Source organism: Aurantimonas sp. DM33-3 (assembly GCF_014334315.1).
Taxonomy (GTDB): domain Bacteria; phylum Pseudomonadota; class Alphaproteobacteria; order Rhizobiales; family Rhizobiaceae; genus Aurantimonas; species Aurantimonas coralicida.
The window spans coordinates 81009-105379 of record NZ_JACSGS010000015.1 but is presented as its reverse complement, the minus strand read 5'-3'; the positions used below and the strand labels follow the sequence as shown (position 1 = coordinate 105379).

Here is a 24371-nt window from a genome sequence, read left to right as displayed (position 1 = left end):
ATAGTCCGGATGAATGTCCGGCCGGTTCGGACTTCTTAGAAGTCCATACCGCCCATGCCACCCATGCCGCCCATGCCGCCGGGCATGCCGCCGCCGCCGCCGCCGGCCGACTCCTTCTTCGGAGCCTCCGAGATCATGGCTTCGGTGGTAACCAGCAGGCCGGCGACCGATGCCGCGTCCTGGAGAGCCGAGCGAACAACCTTGACCGGATCGACGATGCCCATCTGGATCATGTCGCCATACTCGCCCGTCGCGGCGTTGTAGCCGAAGGACAGGGACTCGTTCTCGAGGATCTTGCCCACGATGATCGAGCCTTCCGCACCGGCGTTCTGGACGATCTGACGGATCGGAGCCTGAAGCGCCTTGCGGACGATGGCGATGCCGGCGTCCTGGTCGGCATTGATGCCCTTGATGGTGACGGCGTTGGAAGCGCGCAGCAGCGCGACGCCACCACCGGCCACGATACCTTCTTCGACGGCCGCACGGGTCGCGTTGAGGGCGTCGTCGACGCGGTCCTTCTTCTCCTTGACTTCGACTTCCGTCGCACCGCCGACGCGGATGACGGCGACGCCGCCTGCGAGCTTGGCGAGACGCTCCTGCAGCTTCTCGCGGTCGTAGTCCGAGGTGGTCTCCTCGATCTGACCCTTGATCTGGCCGACGCGGGCTTCGATCTGGGTCTTCTCACCGGCACCATCGACGATGGTGGTGTTTTCCTTGGTGATCGAGACCTTCTTGGCACGGCCGAGCATGTCGAGGGTGACGTTCTCGAGCTTGATGCCGACGTCCTCGGAGATGACCGTACCGCCGGTCAGGACGGCGATGTCCTCGAGCATGGCCTTGCGGCGATCGCCGAAGCCCGGCGCCTTGACGGCCGCGATCTTCAGGCCGCCACGCAGCTTGTTGACGACCAGCGTGGCCAGGGCCTCGCCCTCGACGTCCTCGGCGATGATGAGGAGCGGCTTGGAGGACTGCACGACGGACTCGAGGACCGGCAGCAGCGCCTGGAGGTTGGAGAGCTTCTTCTCGTGCAGGAGGATGTAGCAATCCTCGAGCTCGGCGACCATCTTCTCCGGGTTGGTCACGAAGTACGGCGACAGGTAGCCGCGGTCGAACTGCATGCCTTCGACGACTTCGAGCTCTGTCTCGGCGGTCTTGGCTTCCTCGACGGTGATGACACCCTCGTTGCCGACCTTCTGCATGGCCGAGGCGATCATCTCGCCGATTTCCTTCTCGCCATTGGCGGAGATGGTGCCGACCTGGGCGACTTCGTCCGAGGTGTCGATCGAGCGGGCGGCAACGCCGAGCGCCTCGACGACCTTCAGGACGGCCGCGTCGATGCCGCGCTTGACGTCCATCGGGTTCATGCCGGCGGCAACGGCCTTGGCACCCTCGCGGACGATCGCCTGGGCGAGAACCGTCGCAGTGGTCGTGCCGTCACCGGCCTTGTCGTTGGTCTTCGAGGCCACTTCGCGCACCATCTGGGCGCCCATGTTCTCGAACTTGTCCTCGAGCTCGATCTCCTTGGCGACCGAGACACCGTCCTTGGTGATGCGCGGGGCGCCGAAGGACTTGTCGATGACGACGTTACGACCCTTCGGGCCGAGGGTCACCTTGACCGCGTCGGCAAGAATGTCGACGCCACGCAGCATGCGCTCACGTGCGTCGCGGCCGAACTTTACTTCTTTAGCTGCCATGTTCGTATTCTCCCGGGCGCGCCATCTGATCAGGCCGCGCCGTTTCGAAGTTTCGTGGAATTACGGAAATCGCAGGCGCCTGATCAGGCGACGACGCCCATGATGTCGGATTCCTTCATGATCAGGAAGTCTTCGCCGTTCAGCTTGACCTCGGTGCCCGACCACTTGCCGAAGAGGACGCGATCGCCCGCCTTCACGTCCAGCGGCACGACCTTGCCCGAATCGTCACGAGCACCGGAACCGACGGCGACGATCTCGCCTTCCTGCGGCTTCTCCTTGGCGGTGTCCGGAATGATGATGCCGCCAGCCGTCTTGGCTTCGGATTCCACCCGACGGACCACGACGCGGTCGTGCAGAGGACGGAAATTCACAGCTGCCATGTTCGTTGAACCCTTCGTTGACGGATATGGCCGGACCCGCTTTTCGGCATCCGGCGTGAACAACTGGCACTCACCTGGGGCGAGTGCTAACGACGATGGAGATAGTGTCGCAGCCGGCGCGGTGTCAAGCGGTCGGCGCATCGCGTCATCGAAGTTTCGTTAATCGCCGGCCGGATCGGTCCGGCATCCCTGGGCGGTGTTGACGCGGCAGGTGCGGGCGCTTGCGACAGCGCTTCGCCTTGACCGGTCGGCAGGCCGCCTCTATCGGCACGGGACAGGCAATGGCAGCGTGGACACCGATGGAAACTTCTCTCTCCGACACCGGCCGCGGGGCGGATACCGTCCGACCGCCGCAGGACGTCCGGCCGATCGCCGCGCTGGCCGAGATCGCCGGCGACTACGACGCGATCTTCTGCGACGTCTGGGGCGTCGTCCACAACGGCGTCGTCAAGCATCCGGCCGCCGAGGCGGCGCTGACGGCGGCGCGTGCGGCAGGCGTCAAGGTGGTGCTCCTGACCAACTCGCCGCGCCCGTCGGCCGGGGTGGTCGCGCAGCTTGGCACGATGGATTTCTCCCACGACGCCTATGACGCCATCGTCACCTCCGGCGACGCCACGCGCGCCCTGATCGCCGATGTCGCGGGACCGGTCTTCCACATCGGGCCGGAGCGCGACTACGACCTCTTCGCCGGCATCGACGTCGATCTGGTCGGTGAGGCCGACGCGAGGGCCGTGATCGTCACCGGCCTCTACAATGACGAGGTCGAGACGCCGGCGGATTATGCCGACATGCTGGCCCGGCTCCACGCGCTCGACCTGCCGATGATCTGCGCCAATCCGGACATCGTCGTGCATCGCGGCGAACGGCTGATCCCGTGTTCCGGGGCGCTGGCGCGCGACTACGGCCTGATCGGCGGCACGGTGCGCCTCGCCGGCAAGCCGCACCGGCCGATCTACGACGTCGCGTCGCGCGTCCTCGATCTCGGGTCCTCGTCGCGGGTGCTGGCGATCGGCGACGGGCTGATGACCGACGTGAAGGGCGCCAACGATTTCGGCGCCGACGCGCTGCTGATCACCGACGGCATCCATGGCGAGGAACTGGCGTCGGCGGATTCGGCGACGCAGACCGTCGCCGCCGTCCTGTCGGAACGCGGCCTGACGGCGCGCTACTTCATGGCTGCCCTGACATGATGCCAGACGCGATCGCGCGTCTCGGCTCGGTCGCGGACGTGCCGGCGGCTCTGCGCGGCGCCGTCGTGGCGGTGGGCAATTTCGACGGCGTGCATCGCGGCCATCAGGCCGTCCTGGAACAGGCCCGGACCATCGCGGCGGCCGCGGGGCGGCCGCTCGTCTGCCTGACCTTCGAGCCGCATCCGCGGTCGGTGTTCCGGCCCGACCAGCCGGTGGCGCGGCTGACGCCGGCGCCGATGAAGGCGCGCCTCCTGGAGATGCTCGGTTTCGACGCGGTGGTCGAACAGGGGTTCACCCGGGAGTTTGCCGGTCTCGCGCCGGAAGCCTTCGTCGAGACCGTGCTGGTGGAGGCGATGGGCGCCCATCACGTGGTCGCCGGCTTCGACTTCCATTATGGCGCCAAGCGTGGCGGCACGCCCGAGACGCTGGCCGAGGCCGGCCGGGTGCATGGCTTCGGCGCCACCCTTGTGCCGGCCTTCGTCGACGAGGGCGGCGAGACGGTGTCGTCGAGCCGGATCCGCGACTGCCTCGGGGAGGGCGCCGTCGCCGAGGCCGCGGGGCTGCTCGGCTACCGCTGGACGATTGCCGGCGAGGTGGTTGGCGGTGCCAGGCTCGGCCGCACGCTCGGCTATCCCACCGCCAACATGGTGATCGAGCCGGACAGCCTGTTGAAGCACGGCATCTACGCGGTGCGCCTGCGCCGTGCCGACGGCACACTGCATGACGGCGTGGCGAGCTTCGGCCGCCGTCCGACCTTCGACAATGGCGCGGCGCTGTTCGAGACCTTCCTGTTCGACTTTTCCGGCGATCTCTATGGCGAGACCGTTTCGGTGTCGCTGTTCGGTTTCCTGCGCGGCGAGGCGCGGTTCGACGACGCCGAGGCGCTGATTGCCCAGATGGATCGCGACGCGGACGAAGCCCGGGCGATGCTCGCCGCCGTCGCGCCGTTCGGTGACCTCGACCGCCGCATGGCGTTCTGAGCCTTCACCTGCGAGCGGCGACGCCAGCCCTGCAGCGGGGCGTTCTTTCCATCCGGGCTCGGAGTTGCTAAAGCCACGCCATGTTGGATCCACGCGCAATACTCCGTCCGGGCCGAATTAGTCGCCCGGCCTTCTGACCGGCCAAGCCGGAGAAGGTCCGGGTTGCCGGCCATTTGCGCCACCACGCCTCCTTTTCTCGCGCCGCCGTCACGACCGCGGCAGACGACATGGCTGAATTCATGAGCGACACCAAGAACGACACTGCGGCCGGTTCCGCCACCGGGATCGACTACGCCAAGACGCTGTTCCTGCCCGAAACGCCGTTTCCCATGCGCGCCGGCCTGCCCAAGGCCGAGCCCGAATGGATCGGCAAGTGGGACGCGATGGACCTCTACGGCACCCTGCGCCGGGAATCGGCCGGCCGGCCGAAATACGTGCTGCATGACGGGCCGCCCTACGCCAACGGCAACCTCCATATCGGCCACGCCCTGAACAAGGTGCTGAAGGACGTCATCACCCGCTCGTTCCAGATGCGCGGCTACGACGCCAATTACGTGCCGGGCTGGGACTGCCACGGCCTGCCGATCGAGTGGAAGATCGAGGAGCAGTACCGGGCCAAGGGCAAGAACAAGGACGAGGTGCCGGTCAACGAGTTCCGCAAGGAATGCCGCGACTTCGCCGCCCATTGGGTGGGCGTGCAGACCGAGGAGTTCCGCCGCCTCGGCGTCGAGGGCGACTTCAAGGACCCGTATCTGACCATGGCCTACGGGGCGGAGTCGGTGATCGCCGGCGAACTCCTGAAATTCGCCATGTCCGGCCAGCTCTATCGCGGCTCCAAGCCGATCATGTGGTCGGTGGTGGAAAAGACCGCGCTGGCCGAGGCCGAGGTCGAGTATCACGACCATGAGTCCGATACGATCTGGACCAAGTTCCCGGTGCGCGGCAGCGAGGCGCTTGCCGGTGCGGCCGTGGTCATCTGGACGACCACCCCCTGGACGATCCCGGGCAACCGGGCGATCGCCTATTCACCGCGCATCGCCTACGGCCTCTACGAGGTGACCGCCCGCGAAGACGCCGAGAACCCGCGCTGGGCGAAGGCCGGTGACCGGCTGGTGCTGGCCGACGCGCTGGCTGCCGACGTTCTGTCGAAGGCGCGGGTGCCGGAGGACGGCTATCGCCGCGTTGCGGACGTTCCGGCCGGCGATCTCGCGGGCCTCGTCTGCGATCATCCGCTGAAGGGTGTCGGCGGCGGCTACGACTTCGCCGTGCCGCTGCTCGAGGGCGACCACGTCACCGACGATGCCGGTACCGGCTTCGTCCACACCGCGCCGGGGCACGGCCGCGAGGATTTCGACGCCTGGATGGATGCGCGCCGCGATCTCGAAAAGCGCGGCATCGACACGACCATCCCCTTCACCGTTGACGACGACGGCTTCTACACCAAGGACGCGCCGGGCTTCGGCCCGGACGCGGACGGCGGAGCCGCGCGGGTCATCGACGACAAGGGCAAGAAGGGCGACGCCAACAAGCGGGTCATCGCCGCGCTGATCGAGCAGGGCAACCTGATCGCCCGCGGCCGGCTGAAGCACTCCTATCCGCATAGCTGGCGGTCCAAGAAGCCGGTGATCTTCCGCAACACGCCGCAATGGTTCGTCCATATGGACCAGGACCTCGGCGGCTACGGCCTCGACGGCCAGTCGGCAAACGCCGGCACCGAGGACACGCTACGCAACCGCGCGCTCGGCGCCATCGACGCGACGCGCTTCGTGCCGGCGTCGGGCCAGAACCGGCTGCGCGGCATGATCGCCGACCGGCCGGACTGGGTGCTGTCACGCCAGCGCGCCTGGGGTGTGCCGATCTGCGTCTTCGCCGACGAGAATGGCGAGGTGCTCAAGGACGAGGCGGTCAACGCCCGCATCCTCGAAGCCTTCGCGGCCGAGGGCGCCGACGCCTGGTTCGCCGACGGGGCCAAGGAGCGCTTCCTCGGCAACGAGCACGATGCCGACAAATGGACCATGGTCCGCGACATCCTCGACGTGTGGTTCGATTCCGGCTCCACCCACGCCTTCTGCCTGGAGAAGCGGCCCGACCTGAAATGGCCGGCCGACCTTTATCTGGAAGGCTCGGACCAGCATCGCGGCTGGTTCCATTCCTCGCTGCTGGAATCCTGCGGCACCCGCGGCCGGGCGCCCTATGACGCCGTCCTCACCCATGGCTTCGTCATGGATGAGGAGGGGCGCAAGATGTCGAAGTCGCTCGGCAACGTCGTCACCCCGCAGGATGTCATCAAGCAGTCCGGCGCCGACATCCTGCGGCTCTGGGTGGTCAGCTCCGACTATTCGGAGGATATGAGACTCGGCAAGACGATCCTGCAGACCAACATCGACAGCTACCGCAAGCTGCGCAACACGCTGCGCTGGATGCTGGGCACGCTCTCCCACGACGAGGGCGAGACGGTGCCGCTGGCCGAGATGCCGGAGCTGGAGCGGCTGATGCTCAACCGGCTGGCCGAGATCGACGAGATCGTGCGCAAGGGCTACGATTCCTTCGACTTCAAGCGGATCAGCCGGACGCTGCTCGATTTCGTCGTGGTGGAACTGTCGGCCTTCTATTTCGACATCCGCAAGGACGCGCTCTATTGCGATCCGCTGTCCTCGACGCGCCGCAAGGCGTCGTTGCAGGTGGTCCGCATCCTGTTCGACCACCTGGTGACCTGGATGGCGCCGATGCTGCCCTTCACCATGGAAGAGGCATGGCTGTCGCGTTATCCGGAGGCCAAGTCCGTGCATCTGGAGAGCTTCCGCGACGTTGATCCGGCCTGGCGTGACGGCGAGCTTGCTGCCCGCTGGCAGAAGCTGCGCCGGGTGCGCCGCGTCGTCATGGGCGCGCTGGAGGAAAAGCGCCGCGAGAAGGTGATCGGCTCGTCGCTCGAAGCCTCGCCGGTGGTCCATGTCGAGGACGCCGAATTGCGGGCAGAGGCGGCCTCGGTCGACTTCGCCGAGATCGCCATCACCTCGGGTCTCGTCATCTCGGCCGAGCCGGCCCCGGCGGATGCCTTCCGCCTGGCCGACACGCCGGGCGTCGCCGTTGTCTTCCGCAAGGCGGAGGGCACCAAATGCGCCCGCTCGTGGAAGATCACCGGCGATGTCGGCTCCGACCCGGCCTTCCCGGACGTGTCGGCGCGCGATGCGGCGGCGCTGCACGAGCTGAAGGCCGCGCGGCGGCTGACGGCGGCCTGAACGCGGCGGTCAATCACAGCGTGCGGCGGCCCCGACGGTGGCCGCACGCTTGCAGAACCCATTGCAGCAGCCTAGAACTGCGCCCGGAATTCGCCAGATTTCCGTGACATGCGCAGGGTCTGCCCGACCGGCCGCATGCCGGTATGGGGGGCGGAAATGATCGGCTAGGGGGCCGTACCGGATGACATCGAAGACAGTCCGCAATGCGCTTCGCGCTACGGCTATCGGAGCGGCCAGCCTGGCGCTGACCGGCTGTCTGGGACCGACCTACGGCACCGGCAAGTCGCAGGGCGAGACGCTGTTCGACGATCTCAACAACGTCGTCAGCCTCGGCGGCGACAACAAGAGCGCCGAGATCGCCTATGCGCCGCGCCCCGAGCTGGTGAAGCCCGAGAACACCGGTGTTCTGCCGGCGCCGCAGACGGCGCGCAACACGACCGGTGATCCGAACTGGCCGGAATCACCCGAACAGCGCAGCGCCCGCCTGCAGGCCGCCGCCTATCAGGGCGACGGGCCGATGCCGGCGGATGTCGCGACCGCCCGCAAGGAAGGCGTGACGCAGGCCTATCTCGATCGCACCAGCAGCGACGGCTTCGACTTCGGCAAGAACAACGACGACGCGCCCTTGTTAACGCCGCAGCAGCTGCGCAGCCGCGGCGAACTCGTGCGTGCCCGCCTCAAGGAGCGCGCACAGGGCAGCCCGGCCCAGCGCAAATATCTGAGCGAGCCGCCGGTCGCCTATCGCCAGCCCGCGGCCACCGCCCCGGTCGGCGATCCGGGCGTCGACGAGAGCGTCAAGGAACGGCGCCTGCGCGGCAGCGGCGAGGGCCTAGGCTCGAAAATCCGCGACCTCCTGCCGTTCTGATCACGCCCGTTCGCCCTTAAGACACGCGCATGGGATGTCGCCGGTTGGCGGAGGCGGTCAGGGCCGCCGCGCCCGGAAGAAACCGCGCAGAAGCTCCGCGCTCTCGCGGGCCGCGATGTCGGAATAGACCTCGGGCGCATGGTGGCAGGTGGGCTGGCTGAAGAAGCGCGGCCCGGCATCGACGCCGCCGCCCTTCGGATCGGCCGCGCCGTAATAGAGCCGCCGGATGCGCGCAAACGAGATCGCCGCCGCACACATGGCGCAGGGCTCCAGCGTCACATAAAGATCGCAGTCCGGCAGGCGTTCGGAGCCGAGCCGGGCACCCGCCGAGCGGATCGCGACGATCTCGGCATGGGCGGTGGGATCGTTGCGCTGGCGGGTCTCGTTGCCGCCGCGGGCGATGACCTCGTCGCCGCGCACGATGACCGCCCCGACGGGCGTTTCGTTCCGCGCCGCGGCCAGCCGGGCTTCCTCGAGGGCGATGTCCATGAAGGTCGGGCGGGGCAGAGGCGGCTCCTTGGTCTGTCGATCCGGCCTCATGGCGCGGTCCGAATCCCGTTCCCCTTTGACGGGCGATGCTGTAGAGCCACCTGCTAATCCATTCGCGGGTCGGCGCAAGCGTTCCAGCTCCTCAGGGGCGAACCGCTCCGCCGATCCTTTCACCATCTCGACGGTGGTGAGCCGGCGCGAGCGCCGGTCCGAGCAGATAGCCGCCGCATGAGAGGCAGTTGCATGAGCGATACGACGAACGGCGACGACGGAAAAGGTCGCGGACGCGGACCCGGTGGCAAACGGGGCGCAGGTGGCGGGGACCGCGAGCGCGGTGACCGGCCGAAGCCGCGCGAGGGCGGCAAGCCATTCACGCCGAAGAGCCGAGGCATGTTCTCCCATGGCGGCGCGCGCGACGACAAGGGCGAGGGGGCCAAGCCCCGCAGCTTCGGACGGCTGCAGCATGACGCGCCGAAAGGCGATCGCACGGAGCGGTCCGGCGGCGAGCGCCGCCCGGTGCGTGACGACCGGCCGAAGCGGGCGCCGCGCGACGACCGTGCGCCCCGCGCCGAGACCGAGTCCGCCGTTGGCGAGATGCGGATCGCCAAGCGCCTGGCGCGCGCGGGCATTGCCTCGCGCCGCGACGCCGAAGGCATGATCGCCGACGGCCGCGTCAAGCTGAACGGCAAGGTCCTCGACACGCCGGCCGTCGTCGTCACGGCCTCCGACCGGATCGAGATCGACAATGCGCCGCTGCCGGCCATCGAGCGGACACGGCTCTGGCTGTTCCACAAGGCCGCCGGCACGGTGACCACCAACCGCGACCCGGAAGGCCGGCCGACGATCTTCGACCGCCTGCCCGGCGACATGCCGCGGGTGCTCACCGTCGGACGCCTCGACATCAACACCGAGGGGCTGCTGCTCCTGACCAATGACGGCGGGCTCGCCCGAATCCTGGAGCTGCCGGCGACCGGCTGGCTGCGGCGCTACCGCGTGCGCGCCCATGGCGCGATCACCCAGGCGCGTCTTGACGAGCTGCGCCAGGGCATCGCCATCGACGGGGTCTTCTACGGCGCCATCGAGGCGACGATGGACCGCGAGCAGGGCTCCAATGTCTGGCTGACGCTCGGCCTGCGCGAGGGCAAGAACCGCGAGGTCAAGAAGGTGCTGGCGCATCTCGGCCTCGAGGTGAACCGGCTGATCCGCCTGTCCTTCGGCCCGTTCCAGCTGGGCGACCTGAAGGAAGGCTCGGTGCAGGAGATCAAGGGCCGCATGCTGCGCGACCAGCTCGGCGAGCGGCTGATCGAGGAATCGGGCGCCGATTTCGACGCGCCGGTGGCCAAGCCCTTCTCCAACCGCCCGGTCGAGGCCGAGCGCACGGAGCGGCCGAAGAAGTCCGACGAGTGGATTTCCGCCAGCGAGACCGCGCCGAACAAGAAGCGGGTCCGCGAGGCCAAGCGAGAGGATGCGCTGGGCCGGCTCGATACCCGTGCCGGACGGCCCGAGCGCGGCGACCGCAAGCCGTTCGGCGAGCGTCCGGGCAAGCGCTTCGAGGGCCCGAAGAAGCCCTATGGCGACCGCGAGGCCGCCGGCGGCCGCGACGACGCGGCAAGCCCGCCCAAGCGTCCGATCGATGCGCCCAAGCGCAGTGCCAATGTCTGGATGGCGCCGGGCGCACGGCCGCAGGGCACCAAGAAGGCGCTGGGCTCGCAGGCCGGCCGGACCGACCGGGGCCCGTCCCGCGGCGAACGGCCGTCCGGGCCGTCGGCGCCGCGTGGTGGGGCTGGCAAGCCCGCCGGTCGTCCGCCGCGCTCCGGCGGCGACGCGCCGCAGCGTCCGGGGCGCCCGCCGCGTCCGCCGCGCAAGGGCTGATCCGGCATGCGCATCGTCGGGGGTGACCTGAAGGGGCGGCGGCTGGCCGTCCCGAAGACCGATACGATCCGGCCGACCACGGACCGCAACCGCGAGACCTTGTTCAATATCCTGACGCACCGGCCCGGCTTCCAGCTCGACGGGGCCCGGGTGCTGGACCTGTTCTCCGGCACCGGTGCGCTCGGCATCGAGGCGCTGTCGCGCGGCGCCCGCTTCTGCCTGTTCGTCGAGGAAGGCGTCGAGGGCCGCGGTCTCATCCGCGAGAACATCGAGGCCTTCGGCCTGCAGGGGCGGTCCAAGATCTTCCGGCGCGACGCCACCAGCCTCGGCATCGTGGGAACAATGGAGCCATTTGACTGCGTCGTCGCCGATCCGCCCTATGGGCGCGGTCTCGGCACGGCGGCGCTCGTCTCGGCGCGCGATGGCGGCTGGCTGAAGCCGGGGGCGCTGGTGATCGTCGAGGAAGCCTTGTCCGCGCCGTTCGAGGTGCCGGGCGGGTTCGAGCAGACCGACGAACGCGCCATGGGCGAGACGGTGCTGCGCTTTCTTGTCGCCCCGGGTCGCTGACGCCATCCTCACGGCGACCTAAACAAACCTTAATTGGCAAGGATTCTCGGCATCCGGCATAGTCGCGAGGCTTGCAACAGGGTGCAACAACGAGGATCAGACCGAACGATGACGCATCACTTCCGCCCCATCGGCCTGCCGACGCTCGCCGTCGCTTTCGTGCTGCCCCTGACCTTGTCGGCCGGTGCCCAGACAGAGCCGGCCCCGGCGCAGGCCGAGGTGACCGGCCCGTCCGACACGGCGCCGACGACGCCCGAGACCGCGGCGCGCGAGAACGGGCCGGATCTCACCACCTTCACCCTCGACAACGGCCTGCAGGTCGTGGTGCTGCCCGACAATCGGGCACCGATCGTCACCCAGATGGTCTATTACCATGTCGGCTCGGCGGACGAGGCGCCCGGCAAGAGCGGCATCGCGCATTTCCTCGAACACCTCATGTTCAAGGGCACCAAGAATCATCCCACTGGCGAGTACTCGCGCCGCGTCGCCGATATCGGCGGCCAGGAAAACGCCTTCACTACCTCCGACTATACCGGCTACTACCAGCAGGTGCCGGCCGACGCGCTGGCAATGGTGATGGAGATGGAAGCCGACCGGATGGAGAACCTCGTTCTCTCCGAGGAGGCGGTCCTGCCGGAACGCGACGTCATCCTGGAAGAGCGCCGCATGCGGATCGACAACGATCCGGGCTCGCAGCTCTCGGAAGCCGTGCAGGCGGCGCTGTTCCAGAACAGCCCCTACGGCACGCCGGTCATCGGCTGGCGGCAGGAGATGGAAGGCCTGACGCGCGACGACGCGATCGCCTTCTACAACAAATACTACACGCCGAACAACGCGACCTTGCTGATCGCCGGTGACGTCGACGTCGCCGAAGTCCGCGATCTCGTCGCCGAGACCTACGGCAAGGTCGAGCGGCGCGCCGATCCGGGCGACCGGGTCCGTCCGGTCGAGCCGGAGCCGCTGGCTGAGCGCACCGTCACGCTGACCGATCCGCGCGTCACACAGCCGTCGCTGCAGACCGCCTATCTGGTGCCGTCGGAAACGACGGACGAGAACGGCGAGGCCGAGGCGCTGGACATTCTGGCGGACATTCTGGGCGGCGGCACCACCAGCCGCCTCTATCGCGGACTGGTCGTCGACCGGGCGCTGGCGGCCGCCACCGGCACCTATTACGGCGGCACGGCGCTCAAAGAGGCCCAGTTCGTGGTCTATGGAACGCCGCGCGACGGCGCCTCCCTCGATGCCGTCGAGGCGGCGCTCGACGAGGAAATCGCGACGCTGACCGAAGACGGCGTCACCGAGGCGGAACTGGACCGGGCCAAGAACCGGGTGCGCAAGAATATGATCTATCTGCGCGACAGCCAGACCTCCATGGCCCGCCGCTACGCCGCGGCCCTGGCCACCGGCCGCACCATCGAGGATGTGGAGGCATGGCCCGAGCGCATCGAGGCGGTGACCGTCGAGGACGTCAACGCCGTCGCCCGCAAATATCTGCGGCCGCAGCGCTCGGTCACCGGCTATCTCAGACCCGAGGCCCAGCCGGATGCCGACACGCGCTCCTGATCTTCCCCTTCGCAGAAGGAATCCCCCGTTGAAGTCATTCGTCCCCGCGCTCGGTGGCACGATCGCCGCCCTGGCCCTGTCGTTCAGCCTGTCCTTCGCATCGGTCGGCACCGCCGAGGCCGTCGATATCCAGACGGTCACCAGTCCCGGTGGCATCAAGGCGCTGCTCGTCGAGGATCACACCAATCCGCTGATCGCGATGAAATTCGCCTTCAAGGGCGGCGGCTCGACCCAGGACGAGCCCGGCAAGGAAGGCACCGCGAACCTGATGTCCGGTCTGCTCGACGAGGGGGCCGGCGACATCGACAGCCAGGAATTCCAGGCGCGGCTCGACGATCTCGGCGTGTCGCTGAGCTATGACGCCAGCCTCGACAATTTCTCGGGCAGCTTCCGGACCATCACCGAGGTCAATGACGACGCCTTCGCGCTTCTGAAGGCATCGATCAACGATCCGCGCTTCGACGAGGAGCCGGTGGCGCGGATCCGCGGCCAGATCATGGCCGGGATCCTCGCCGAGCAGAACGACCCCGGCGAGCTCGCCGGCAAGGCGTTCTCGCGCACGGTCTTCGCCGATCATCCCTATGCGCGGCCGACCAAGGGCACGCTGGAGACGCTGGCAACCGTCGGCGCCGCCGACCTCGAGGCATTCAGAAAGCGCATCTTCGCGCGCGACAATCTCTACGTCGGCGTCGTCGGCGACATCACGCCGGACGAACTCGGCAAGCGGCTCGACGAAGTCTTCGGCGCGCTGCCCGAAACGCCCGAGCTGAAGCCCGTGGCCGATATCCAGCCGGTCCTCGGCAAGACCGAGGCCGTCGACCTGGCGGTGCCGCAGACCACGATCCAGATGGCCCTGCCGGGCGTGATGCGCGACGATGACGAGTTCTTCGCCGCCTATCTGATGAACCACATCCTGGGCGGCGGCTCCTTCACGTCGCGGCTCTACGAGGAAATCCGCGAGAAGCGCGGCCTTGCCTATGGCGCCGGCTCGTTCCTGGCCAGCTACGACCATGCGGCGCTGCTCGGCATCCGCACCGCGACGCGGGCGGAAAAGGCCGAGGAAAGCATCGCGATCATCCGCGAGCAGCTGGCCGATCTCGCCGAAAACGGCCCGACGGCCGAGGAACTGGCGAAAGCGAAAGCCTATGTGAAGGGCGCCTATGCCATCCGCAATCTGGATTCCTCGGCGGCGATCGCCTCGACGCTGCTCGGCATCCAGCTCGACGATCTCGGCATCGACTATATCGACAAGCGCCAGGACCTGATCGACGCGGTCACCCTCGACGACGTCAAGGCGCAGGCCGAGGCGCTGCTGTCGGCTCCGCCGACGATCATCACCGTCGGTCCCGCGGGAGCCTGACGGCGGTGACGACGCTCGGGCTCGCCCTCGGCGGCGGCGGCGCGCGCGGGCTCGCCCATATCCACGTGCTCGAAGCCTTCGACGAACTCGGGCTCGTGCCGGATCGCATCGTCGGTTCGTCGATCGGCGCCATCATGGGCGCCGGCCGCGCCTCGGGCATGAGCGGCCGCGACGTCCGCGACTTCGTCCTCGACTGCTTTGCCGGCAAGAGCCTCGTCTTCGGCCGGCTCTGGCGCACCCGTCCGGGCAGCTTCCAGGAATTCCTTGCCGATGGCGGACTGCGTCTCGGCCAGCTCAATGCCGAGCGCGTCGTGCGGGCCTTCCTGCCGCTCGATCTGCCGCTGCATTTCAGCGAGCTGAAGATTCCGCTCGGGGTGATGGCCACCGATTTCTACGGCAAGCTGGAATGCGAGATCGATTCCGGCGAACTGTTCAGCGCGCTGGCCGCGACGGCCGCCCTGCCGGCGGTGTTCCGGCCGGTGCGCCGCGACGGGCGGATCCTGATCGATGGCGGCATCTTCAACCCGCTGCCCTTCGACCGGCTGCAGGGCAAGGTCGACAAGGTCATCGCCGTCGACGTCAATGGCGGACCGAAGGGCGGGCCGGACATCATGCCGACGCCGCTGGAGGCGCTGTTCGGGGCGTCGCAATTGATGATGCAGTCAATCATCGACACCAAGGTCCACATGCACCCGCCGGACCTCCTGATCTGCCCGCCGGTCTCGCATTACGGCGTCCTCGACTTCCTGCGCACCAAGCAGATCCTCGACGAGACCAGCCCGGTGAAGGAAGAGACCAAGCGGTCGCTCGACGCGCTGCTCTCGTCCAGGAACAGCGGTCGGCGTCAACACGGGATCACGTCGGTCAAGGCCGGATAGGCCAAACCGCCGGCCCGCCTATTCGGCGGCTTCGAGGATCCGCTCGTCCAGCCGACCGGTTTGCGGCGGCGTTTCCGCCGCCTCGCTCATGGTCTCGTCCTGCCCGGCCGTGACCGGCTTGCGGGCCGCCTGTTCGAGGAAGCGCATCAGCCCGGTCTCGACGCGGGTGAGTCCCTCGCGGCAGCGACCCTTCAGGAGGTCGGGCGACAATTCGCCGGCCTCGAAGGCGGCGACGATCTGCGGGTGGACATAGGACGCGCGGGCAACGGCCGGCGTGTTGCGCAGCACCTGTGACACTGATCGCATGGCCGCGGCGACGGCGCGCTTGCGCTTCGACTTGCTGTTCACCTTGTCCTCGGCATCCTCGACCAGATAGCGCAGCGCCTCGGCCGAGCCGTGGAAGGTGCGGAAGTCCTTGGCCGAGACCGGCGCGTCGGCGGCCTCGTGCAGATAGTCGTTGAGAAGGTTCGCGGTCAGCTCGCGCTGCTCCTTGCGGGCATCGGGGAAGCGGAACAGGCGCTTGCCCTTGCCCTTGCGGACCCGCTTCAGCGACTTGACCATCGGCCGGTCGACGATCTCGATGCGCTGCGGCTTGTTGGACTTGGCGACGAACTTCAGCACCGCCGCCTTCTTGAGGATGCGCAGATTGTCCTTGCGCAGGGAGGCGACGCCGCGCCCGCCATCGCTGGCATATTTCTCATGGCCGGGCCGCATGGCGGTCAGGTCGATCAGCCGGGTGGCGATCGCCGAGGTGGTCAGGCGGTCGAGCTTGCGGCGACGCATGTCCTTCTCGACGCGGCGGCGCAGCCGGGGCAGGGCATGGCCGAAGCGCAGCAGCCGCTCGGTCTTCACCGCGTCGCGCACATTCACCCATTCGTTGTGATAGCGATATTGCAGCCGGCCCTTCTCGTCGCGACCGATTGCCTGGATGTGGCCGCTCTCGTCCATGCAGATCTTCACCTCGGTCCAGGCCGGGGGAATGGCGAGCGCCTTCACCCGCTTGCGCAGGCGCTTGTCGGCGATGGGCTCGCCGTTGGAAAAGCAGATCTTGAACCCCTTGCCGCATTTGCGGCGCTCGACCTCGAACCGGTGCGGATCGGTGAGGGCGAGGCCGAATTGTTCGGCGTGAAAGGCAAGGCGAGGGTTCATGGACGGGGCCGATGGATGGAAGGCCGCAAGGGCCGGGACGAGTCTGCAAACGGCGGCCTTCGGGCTCCGGTTCCGCGCCCGGTCTGCGGCGATTTGGCCGGTCTGTACGCAAAGCCCTGCGGGAACGCATCCGCCGCGAAATCGCTTCGCGCCTATCCAATCAACAGGAGGCGAGCGATGGCGAAGTACCGCAAGGGCGAATGGGTCGAATGGAACTGGGGGGGCGGGACCGGCACCGGCAAGGTCAGCGACACCTTCACCGAAAAGGTCACGCGCACGATCGAGGGCAGCGAGATCACCCGCAATGCCGACGCGGACAACCCCGCCTACATGATCGAGCAGGAGGATGGCAGCCGGGTGCTGAAGTCGGAATCGGAGCTGTCCAAGCCGGACTGAGCTCCGGCTCCCGGACGCCTCGCAGGGCCGGGGTCGGCGGGTGATGCTTCGGCCTGTCGCGTGTCAGCGCGACTGGATCTTGCCGAAGTCGCGACGGCGCCCGCGGAAGGGGCGGCCGCGGCGGCGCTTGATCGGCGCCCCGTCCTCCGGGCTCGCGCCGGCATCGTCATCACTCGGCGAGCGCTCGATGTCCTTGAGGGCCGGGCGCGGCTTGACCAGCGGTTCGGGCGTCACGACGCGGTTGGTGATCATGTCGGTGCCGGCATAGAAGCCCTCGGCCTCCTGCAGCTTGAGACGGGCGAGATCGCGCCGGCGCACATCCTCGGTGATCCGGTCGGCCAGCTCGTCCTCGATGCCCAGGGCGTCGAGCGTCGCCCGCCCGAAGGCGAGGGCGGATTCCACCGTCTCGCGGATCTCGTAATCGACGCCCCGGGCGCGCAGCGACAGAGCGTGGCTGCGGTCATAGGCGCGGACATAGAGGCGGACATTGGGAAAATCGGCGCGGATCAGATCGACGATCCGATCGGTGGTTTCGCGCTTGTTGGTACAGATGGCGACCAGCCGCGTCTTGCGGATGCCGGCCGCTTCCAGGACGTCCTTGCGCAGCCCGGAGCCGAAATAGATGCGGAAGCCGAAGGCCTCGGCCGTGCGGATGCGCTCGGCCGAGGAGTCGATGATGGTCACGTCGGTACCGCTCGACAGCAGCACCTGCGCCGTCATCTGCCCGAAGCGCGAGAAGCCGATCATCAGCACCGAGGCACCGGCGCCGGCGAAATCCTCGTCCAGCACCTCCTCGTCGCCATTCGCCTCGGCGCTGAGCCGGCGTCCGAGCCAGGTGGTCAGCGGCGTCAGCATCATCGACAGGGTGACGATGGCGATGAGGAACGAAGCCGTTGCCTCGGAGATGAGCAGCCCCGCCGAGGCCGCGGTGAACAGCACGAAGCCGAACTCACCGCCTTGGGCGAGCAGGCCGGAGACGCGGGTGGCGGTGTTGCCGGTTTCGCCGAAGGCCCGCGACAGAAGATAGATGATCGCCGCCTTCGCCAGCATCAGCGCCGGCGTCAGGGCGAGGATCGCCAGCCAGTCGCGCATGACGACGGCGAGGTCGAGCGACAGCCCGACCCCCATGAAGAACAGGCCCAGCAGCAGGCCGCGAAACGGCTCGATATTGGCTTCGAGCTCGTGGCGATAGGTGGATTCGGCCAGGAGCACGCCGGCGATGAAGGCGCCCATGGCCATGGAGAAGCCCGCCGCCTCCATCAGCATGGCCGATCCCAGCACCACGAAGAGCGCGGCGCCGAGCATGACCTCGCGGGCGCCGGAGGTGGCCATGAGGCGGAACAGCGGATTGAGCAAATAGCGCCCACCGACCACCAGCGCCGCGACCGCACCGATCGAGATGGCGATTTCCACCGGGTCGATCGCCGTGTCGCCCGAGGCGGGCGCCAGGAAGGGGATCGCGGCGAGAAGCGGCACCACCGCCAGATCCTGGAACAAAAGGATCGAAAAGGCCGACTGGCCGTGGCGGGTATTGGTCTCGCCGGCCTCGTCGAGCAATTGCAGGCCGAAGGCGGTGGAGGACAAAGCGAGGCCGAAGCCGATCAGCACGCTCGCCTGCCAGGTAAAGTCGAACAGGAAGGCGACGCCCGCCAGCACCAGGCCGGACAGCACCACCTGGGCAAGGCCGAGGCCGAAGATCTGGCGCCGCATCGCCCACAAGCGGCCGACCTTCAGCTCCAGTCCGATGATGAACAGCAGGAAGACGACGCCGAGTTCGCCGATATGCAGGATTTCCTCGCCATCGGCGACGACGCGGAAGACCGGGCCGAGCAGAATGCCGGCAAACAGATAGCCCAGAACCGTGCCCAGCCCGATGCGCTGGAACAGCGTGCCTGCGACGATTCCGCCGCCGAGAAGCAGCACGACTTCCAGAAAGATCGAGGTTGTGTGCTCCACCGAAGCTCCCGTTCCCGGTTGCTGCACGCGCGGCCGGCTGCAATCGCGTGCAATGACGCCTTGATGGCTATGGCATCGCACAATAAATGGTTCGGTGACGAACACCAGCAGGCAGGTTCATGGACGACGACAGCACGCGGCTCCTTTCGGTCGCCGAGCGGCTCATCGAGACCGCACGAAAGGCCGGGGCCGACGCCTGCGACGTGGCGGTGGTCCGCTCCTTCGGGCGATCGGTTTCGGTCCGGCTCGGCGCGGTCGAGGATACGGAGAATTCCGAGAGCGAGGACATGTCGCTCCGCGTCTTCGTCGGTCGGCGCGTCGCCACCGTCTCGGGCGACATCCACAGCGATCCGCAGCCGCTGGTCGAGCGGGCGATCGCCATGGCGAAGGTTTCGCCGGAAGATCCCTTCGCGCGCCTCGCCGATGCCGACCGCCTGGCCGACGGCCGCGACGATCCCGGTCTCGATCTCTACGACGACACCGACCTGGCGACGACGGCGATGATCGAGGAGGCGCTGGCGATGGAAGAGGCGGCGCGCGGCGTTGCCGGCGTGACCAATTCCGGCGGGGCCTCGGTCTCGGCGGGGGCGGCAGGCCTCGTGCTGGCGACCTCGTCGGGCTTTGCCGGCCATCGCATGCGCTCGGGCTTTTCGCGCTCGATCAGCGTCATCGCCGGCACCGGCGTCGGCATGCAGCGGGACTATGATTTCGATTCCCGCATCCATTACGCCGATCTCGACGACCCCGAGGCCATCGGCCGGCGCGCCGGCGAGCGGACCGTACGGCGCCTCAACCCCGGCACGGCGGCCACCGGCCGCATGCCGATCCTCTACGATCCGCGCATCGCGCGGGGGCTGATCGGCAGCATCGTGGCCGCGGTCAACGGCGCCGCGATCGCCCGCGGCACGAGCTTCCTGAAGGACCGCATGGGGCAAGCGATCCTGCCGGAAAGCTTCACGCTGACCGACAACCCGCTTTTACCGCGGCGACCGGGCTCGCGCCCCTTCGACGGGGAGGGCGTGCGCGGCGCGCCGATGGCGCTGGTCGAGAACGGCATCCTGCGCAACTGGCTTCTCGACACGGCGACCGCGACGGAGCTGGGCCTTCAGAGCAACGGCCGGGCGGCGCGGGGCGGCAACGGCGTGTCGCCCTCGTCGAGCAATGTCCTCCTGTCGCCCGGGCAGATGTCGCGCGAGGCGCTGATCCGCGAGACCGGCACCGGGCTCTATATCGACGAGCTGATCGGCCACGGCACCAATCTGGTGACCGGCGACTACAGCTGCGGCGCCTCGGGCTATCTCATCGAGAATGGCGAGCTGACCACGCCGGTGTCCGAGCTGACCATCGCCGGCAACCTCACCGACATGCTGGCCTCGCTGACGGCGGCGGACGATCTCGACGAACGGTTCTCCACCGTGGTGCCGACCCTGCGGATCGGCTCCATGACCGTGGCAGGCGCGTGATCTTGTCGGGCTATCAGGATGATCTGGAACTGGTGAAGGCGGCGGCCGTCGAGGCCGGCGAGATCGCGCTCGGCTTCTTCCGCCGCGACCCCAAGGTCTGGTGGAAGGAGGGCAACTCCCCGGTCAGCGAAGCGGATTTCGCCGTCGACCTGATGCTGCGCAACACGCTGGTGGGCGCCCGCCCGGACTATGGCTGGGTGTCGGAGGAGATGCAGCCGGGCGACGCGCGGACGGGCACCGGCAGCCGCTTCTTCGTGGTCGACCCGATCGACGGCACGCGGGCCTATCTGCGCGGCGAGGACACCTGGTGCGTGTCGATCGCCGTGGTCGAGAACGGCCGTCCGGTGGTCGGCGTCATCGCGGCGCCCTCGATGGGCGAGATCTTCGAGGTGACCGCCGACGGCACGCCGCTGATGAACGGGGCCCCTTGCGCCGTCGCCGAGCCGGGGCCGGGCGAGCGGATGCGGCTGGCGATGCCCGATTCCATGCGCAAGCGCGTCGAGGCCTCCGATGGCGAGGCCTTCGCCAGCGAGAAGGCCGTGCCGTCGCTGGCCTACCGGCTGGCGCTGGTCGCCTGCGGGCGGCTCGACGGCACGCTGATCCGGCCGCGCGCCAGCGACTGGGACATCGCCGCCGCCGATCTCCTGATCGAGCGGGCCGGCGGCCTCCTGTGCGGCCGGGCCGGCCTGCCGACCGTCTATCGCAGCGAGGGGCGCCGGCACGAGATCCTGATGGCCGCCTCGCTGGCGGCGATGCCGCGGCTGCAAAGGCTCGCCGAGGCCGTTCCCGACTGAACGGCGCCGCCGCCTTGGAGCGGACGGTATTTTGGTGCAGGACAAGGCTGCACCCGGTAACAACACCCCAGTCTGCGCCGCGCGCGGCGCGGTGCAGGACGAAAGAGGACATGATGGAAGAGCAGAAACCCAAGCAGCTTCTTCACCTGGTCTTCGGTGGCGAACTGGACGATCTCCAGAGCGTCGATTTCAAGGACCTCGACAATCTCGACATCGTCGGCATCTTTCCCGACTACGCCTCGGCCCTGGCGGCCTGGCGGTCGAAGGCGCAGCAGACCGTGGACAACGCCGCCATGCGGTATTTCATCGTCCACATGCACCGGCTGATGGACCCGGACAAGCAGTGAGATTGGTCTGTCCCCGGACAGGCGGTCAGGCTGACGTCGATGTCGGATGAATTGATGGCACAGGCTCAAACCGGCGAGGACGGCGCTCCGTCGAAACGCCCGCGGGGGACCCTGCGCGCGTGGCGCAAGCGCGTCCGGCGCCTGCTCCGCAGCCCGGCGACCATGGCGGTCGGCGGCAGCGCGATCTATCGCGGCCTGCGCCTCGTCCATGCGACCCAGAGGGAAGCCCCCGGCTCGACCGACTGGCGGGCCCGGCTGACCGCCGAGCATCCGGCGATCGTCGGCCTGTGGCACGGGCAGCATCTCCTGGCGCCGTTCTTCCGGCCGGCCGAACTGCCCTATGTCGCGCTCCTGTCGCGCAATGCAGACGCGGAGATGAACGCCGCCGTGGTCGCGCGCTTCGGCATCGAGACGGTGCGCGGCTCGGGCGGACGCGCCGGGCCGGTGCGCGCCCAGAAGGGCGGGGCCAAGGCGCTGATCGCGCTGCGCCGCTATCTCGCCCGCGGCTTCGGTGTCTGCATGATCGCCGACGTGCCGAAGGGCGTGCCCCGCGACGCGGGGCTCGGCATCGTGACGCTGGCGCGGATCTCCGGCCGGCCGGTCCTGCCGTCGGCGGCGGTCACCAGCCGGCGCTACGTGGTCGAGAGCTCCTGGGACAAGACGACGGTGCCGCTGCCCTTCGGCCGCATCGCGGTGGTGGTCGGCGATCCGATCCATGTGGCGGCCGATGCCGACGCGGAGGAGATGGAGGCCAAGCGCCGCGAGATCACGCTGGCGATCGAGGCGGCGAATGTCGCGGCCGAGCGGCTGGTCGGGAGGGTTGCGTGAGCGATTTCCTGGCACGCGCCGCACTCGCCTCCTATCGGGCGGCGGGCACGCTCGTCTATCCGCTGCTCGGCCCCTATGTCGGCTACCGCACCTCGCGGGGCAAGGAAGACCCCCTGCGGCGCCGCGAACGCTACGGCCATGCCAGCGTCGAGCGCCCGGCCGGTCCGCTGGTCTGGGTGCATGCGGCGAGCGTCGGCGAAAGCGCCGCGGTCACGCCGCTGGTGCGGGCGATCGCGGCGGACGGCATCTCCGTCCTGATGACCACCGGCACGATGACCTCGGCAACGCTGGTCGCCGAACGGCTCGGCGACTGCGTCATCCACCAATATGTGCCGCTGGATCTCGGCCCCTCCATCCACCGCTTTCTCGACCATTGGTGCCCGGACGTGGCGATCGTGGCGGAGAGCGAGATCTGGCCGACGACGCTGATGGAGCTGAACCGGCGGCGCATCCCGCAGGTGCTGGTCAATGCGCGCCTGTCGGACCGGTCCTTCAAGCGCTGGAAATCGGCGCCGTGGCTGGCCGAAGCGCTGATGGAAACACTGGCGCATGTGGTCGCCCAGTCGGATGTGGACGGCGAACGCTTCCATCTCCTGGGCGCGCGGGCCGTCTCGGTGGCCGGCAATCTGAAGGCGGATACTGCTCCGCCGCCAAACCCCGGCGCGGCGCTGGACGAGATGATCGCGGCGCTGGGCGCGCGGCCCCGCTGGGCGGCGCTCTCCACCCATGCCGGCGAGGAGACGCTGGCCGGCGAGGTGCATCGCAAGCTGGCCGCGAGCCATCCCGGCCTTCTGAGCATCATCGTGCCGCGCCACACGACGCGCGGCGACGAGATCGAGGCCGAGCTGACCGGCGCCGGCCTCAAGGTCGCGCGGCGCAGCCGGGGCGACCTTCCCGATGCGGAAACCGATATCCTGCTCGGCGACACGATGGGCGAGATGGGGCTCTATCTGCGGCTCACCGACATCGCCTTTCTCGGCAAGTCGGTGACCGGCGAGGGCGGCCAGAACCCGCTCGAGGCAGCGATGCTGGGCACCGCGATCCTGTCGGGCCGCTATGTCCAGAATTTCCGCGACGCCTATCAGCGGCTGTTGAAGAATGGCGGCGCCAAGATCGTGCGCGACGGCGGCACGCTGGCCGCCTGCCTTGCGCAGATCCTCGACGATCCCGCGGCGCTCGCCCGCATGAAGCGGGCCTCGGCGACGACGGTGGAGGAGATGCGCGGCGCGCTGCCGCGGACCATGCAGGCGCTGCAGCCGTTCCTGCATCCGCTGAAGCTGTCGGTGGGCCTCGACCGCTGCAACCGTCCGGCGGCGCCGCGATGATGCGGGCCGAGACGCCGCCCTTCTGGTGGCGGCCGAAAGCCTGGCAGAGCCTGATGCTGGCACCGGCGGCGGCGGTCTACGGGCGGGTGGCCCGGCGCAATCTGGAGCACGGCGAGCGCGCCGATGTCGGGGTGCCGGTGCTGTGCGTCGGCAATTTCACCGTCGGCGGGGGCGGCAAGACGCCGACCGCCATGGCGCTCGGGCGCGCCGCGCTCGCCGAGGGGCTGCGCCCCGGCTTCGTGTCGCGCGGCCACGGGCGAGCCAGCCGCGGCGCAGTGCTGGTCGATCCGGCGCATCACAGCGCGGCCGAGGTCGGCGACGAGCCGCTGCTTCTGGCGAGTGTCGCGCCGACCTGCGTCGCGGTGAACCGCCGGCAGGCCGCGCAGAAGCTGCTCGCCGAGCTCGGGGTCGACTTCATCATCATGGATGACGGCTTCCAGAGCGCCCGGCTGGCGATCGACTTCGCGCTGATCGCGGTGGATGCGCGGCGCGGTCTCGGCAATGGCGCCGTGGTGCCGGCCGGACCGGTCCGCGCTCCGCTCATCGACCAGATCCGCTATGCCGACGCACTATTGGTGATCGGCGAGGGCAGCGCCGGCGACGCCGTCATCCGGCAGACGGCGCGGGGCAACAAGCCGATCTTCGAGGCGGCACTGGAGCCGGAGAACGGCGCCCGTTTCGCCGGTCTGCGGGTGCTGGCCTTCGCCGGCATCGCCGATCCGGCGAAATTCTACGCCAGCCTGACCGCACTCGGCGCCGAGATCGTCGAGACCCGCGACTTTCCCGACCACCATGTCTTTTCCAGCGACGACATGGACGATCTGTCGGCCTCGGCCTGGCGCGAAGGCCTGCAGATGGTGACGACGCGCAAGGATGCGGTGCGGCTGGCGACCGGATCCGCCGCGATGCAGCTGTTCCTGAAGGAATGCGAGGTGCTCGACGTGGCGCTCGGCTTTGCGCCGCAGAGCCTCGGCGCCCGCATCATCCGCGACACGCGGCGCGCCTTCCGGCGGCGCAAATTCGGCTGAACGCCGGA

At 68.6% G+C, this 24371-nt stretch carries 21 protein-coding genes; 16 read left to right on the top strand and 5 right to left on the bottom strand.

Going from position 1 to position 24371, the window contains the following annotated elements; genetic code table 11:
- Positions 1–35 precede the first annotated feature (35 nt).
- Both groL and groES read right to left on the bottom strand, forming a co-directional pair.
- The gene (gene groL, locus H9Q09_RS17935) at positions 36–1694 is read right to left on the bottom strand and encodes a chaperonin GroEL (RefSeq protein WP_024349262.1); all 1659 of its coding nucleotides are present in this window, start codon (positions 1692–1694) and stop codon (positions 36–38) included.
- Positions 1695–1777: 83 nt separating this feature from the next.
- Positions 1778–2074, bottom strand: a complete 297-nt coding sequence (gene groES / locus H9Q09_RS17930; protein ID WP_024349261.1) for a co-chaperone GroES — start codon at positions 2072–2074, stop codon at positions 1778–1780.
- 299 nt (positions 2075–2373) lie between these two features.
- Between groES and H9Q09_RS17925 the strand changes: the two genes are divergently transcribed.
- The 4 genes from H9Q09_RS17925 to H9Q09_RS17910 all read left to right on the top strand — a co-directional run bounded on the left by H9Q09_RS17925 (position 2374) and on the right by H9Q09_RS17910 (position 8348).
- The gene (locus H9Q09_RS17925; RefSeq protein ID WP_187392156.1) at positions 2374–3264 is read left to right on the top strand and encodes a TIGR01459 family HAD-type hydrolase; all 891 of its coding nucleotides are present in this window, start codon (positions 2374–2376) and stop codon (positions 3262–3264) included.
- Positions 3264–4244: a bifunctional riboflavin kinase/FAD synthetase gene (locus H9Q09_RS17920; RefSeq protein ID WP_187392171.1), complete on the top strand. Its 981-nt coding sequence runs from the start codon at positions 3264–3266 to the stop codon at positions 4242–4244. The genes H9Q09_RS17925 and H9Q09_RS17920 overlap by 1 nt, the downstream gene beginning before the upstream one ends.
- A 239-nt stretch (positions 4245–4483) precedes the next feature.
- A complete protein-coding gene (gene ileS / locus H9Q09_RS17915) occupies positions 4484–7483 on the top strand; it encodes an isoleucine--tRNA ligase (RefSeq protein WP_246716221.1) in 3000 nt (999 codons plus the stop codon).
- A gap of 181 nt (positions 7484–7664) precedes the next feature.
- Positions 7665–8348 carry a hypothetical protein gene (locus tag H9Q09_RS17910; protein ID WP_187392154.1) on the top strand — a complete coding sequence of 228 codons (684 nt, stop codon included), beginning with the start codon at positions 7665–7667 and terminating at the stop codon, positions 8346–8348.
- A gap of 57 nt (positions 8349–8405) precedes the next feature.
- Here H9Q09_RS17910 and H9Q09_RS17905 read toward each other — a convergent pair whose 3' ends face one another.
- Positions 8406–8888 carry a nucleoside deaminase gene (locus tag H9Q09_RS17905; protein ID WP_246716220.1) on the bottom strand — a complete coding sequence of 161 codons (483 nt, stop codon included), beginning with the start codon at positions 8886–8888 and terminating at the stop codon, positions 8406–8408.
- A gap of 192 nt (positions 8889–9080) precedes the next feature.
- Between H9Q09_RS17905 and H9Q09_RS17900 the strand changes: the two genes are divergently transcribed.
- The 5 genes from H9Q09_RS17900 (at position 9081) to H9Q09_RS17880 (ending at position 15077) form a co-directional block, all read left to right on the top strand.
- Complete coding sequence (locus H9Q09_RS17900) at positions 9081–10709, top strand: pseudouridine synthase (RefSeq protein WP_246716219.1); 1629 nt, start codon at positions 9081–9083, stop codon at positions 10707–10709.
- 6 nt (positions 10710–10715) lie between these two features.
- Positions 10716–11276 (top strand): 16S rRNA (guanine(966)-N(2))-methyltransferase RsmD, encoded by a 561-nt coding sequence (rsmD, locus tag H9Q09_RS17895; RefSeq protein WP_187392153.1) that lies wholly within the window; start codon positions 10716–10718, stop codon positions 11274–11276.
- A gap of 108 nt (positions 11277–11384) precedes the next feature.
- A complete protein-coding gene (locus tag H9Q09_RS17890; RefSeq protein WP_187392152.1) occupies positions 11385–12839 on the top strand; it encodes a pitrilysin family protein in 1455 nt (484 codons plus the stop codon).
- A gap of 28 nt (positions 12840–12867) precedes the next feature.
- On the top strand, positions 12868–14199 hold the full coding sequence (locus H9Q09_RS17885) for a pitrilysin family protein (protein WP_187392151.1): 1332 nt from the start codon (positions 12868–12870) through the stop codon (positions 14197–14199).
- Between the two features lie 5 nt (positions 14200–14204).
- On the top strand, positions 14205–15077 hold the full coding sequence (locus tag H9Q09_RS17880; RefSeq protein ID WP_024349251.1) for a patatin-like phospholipase family protein: 873 nt from the start codon (positions 14205–14207) through the stop codon (positions 15075–15077).
- 18 nt (positions 15078–15095) lie between these two features.
- Here H9Q09_RS17880 and H9Q09_RS17875 read toward each other — a convergent pair whose 3' ends face one another.
- Positions 15096–16226, bottom strand: a complete 1131-nt coding sequence (locus H9Q09_RS17875; RefSeq protein WP_187392150.1) for a DNA topoisomerase IB — start codon at positions 16224–16226, stop codon at positions 15096–15098.
- A 177-nt stretch (positions 16227–16403) separates the two neighbouring features.
- On the opposite strand from H9Q09_RS17875, the gene H9Q09_RS17870 reads away from it, so the two are divergent.
- Positions 16404–16622: a DUF2945 domain-containing protein gene (locus H9Q09_RS17870; RefSeq protein WP_187392149.1), complete on the top strand. Its 219-nt coding sequence runs from the start codon at positions 16404–16406 to the stop codon at positions 16620–16622.
- A 63-nt stretch (positions 16623–16685) separates the two neighbouring features.
- Here the strand turns inward: H9Q09_RS17870 and H9Q09_RS17865 are convergent, their stop codons facing one another.
- Positions 16686–18578 carry a monovalent cation:proton antiporter-2 (CPA2) family protein gene (locus H9Q09_RS17865; protein ID WP_187392148.1) on the bottom strand — a complete coding sequence of 631 codons (1893 nt, stop codon included), beginning with the start codon at positions 18576–18578 and terminating at the stop codon, positions 16686–16688.
- Positions 18579–18697: 119 nt separating this feature from the next.
- On the opposite strand from H9Q09_RS17865, the gene H9Q09_RS17860 reads away from it, so the two are divergent.
- The 6 genes from H9Q09_RS17860 (at position 18698) to lpxK (ending at position 24363) form a co-directional block, all read left to right on the top strand.
- Positions 18698–20041, top strand: a complete 1344-nt coding sequence (locus H9Q09_RS17860) for a TldD/PmbA family protein (RefSeq protein ID WP_187392147.1) — start codon at positions 18698–18700, stop codon at positions 20039–20041.
- On the top strand, positions 20038–20835 hold the full coding sequence (locus tag H9Q09_RS17855) for a 3'(2'),5'-bisphosphate nucleotidase CysQ (protein WP_187392146.1): 798 nt from the start codon (positions 20038–20040) through the stop codon (positions 20833–20835). Before H9Q09_RS17860 ends, H9Q09_RS17855 begins: the two co-directional genes overlap by 4 nt.
- A 110-nt stretch (positions 20836–20945) precedes the next feature.
- Positions 20946–21182 (top strand): DUF4170 domain-containing protein, encoded by a 237-nt coding sequence (locus H9Q09_RS17850; protein WP_009208313.1) that lies wholly within the window; start codon positions 20946–20948, stop codon positions 21180–21182.
- Between the two features lie 54 nt (positions 21183–21236).
- A complete protein-coding gene (locus H9Q09_RS17845) occupies positions 21237–22010 on the top strand; it encodes a lysophospholipid acyltransferase family protein (RefSeq protein WP_246716218.1) in 774 nt (257 codons plus the stop codon).
- Positions 22007–23335, top strand: coding sequence for a lipid IV(A) 3-deoxy-D-manno-octulosonic acid transferase (gene waaA, locus H9Q09_RS17840; RefSeq protein ID WP_187392144.1), 1329 nt, complete (start codon positions 22007–22009; stop codon positions 23333–23335). The genes H9Q09_RS17845 and waaA overlap by 4 nt, the downstream gene beginning before the upstream one ends.
- Entirely contained in the window at positions 23332–24363 is a 1032-nt protein-coding gene (lpxK, locus tag H9Q09_RS17835; protein WP_187392143.1) for a tetraacyldisaccharide 4'-kinase, read from the top strand. Before waaA ends, lpxK begins: the two co-directional genes overlap by 4 nt.
- Positions 24364–24371: the final 8 nt, after the last annotated feature.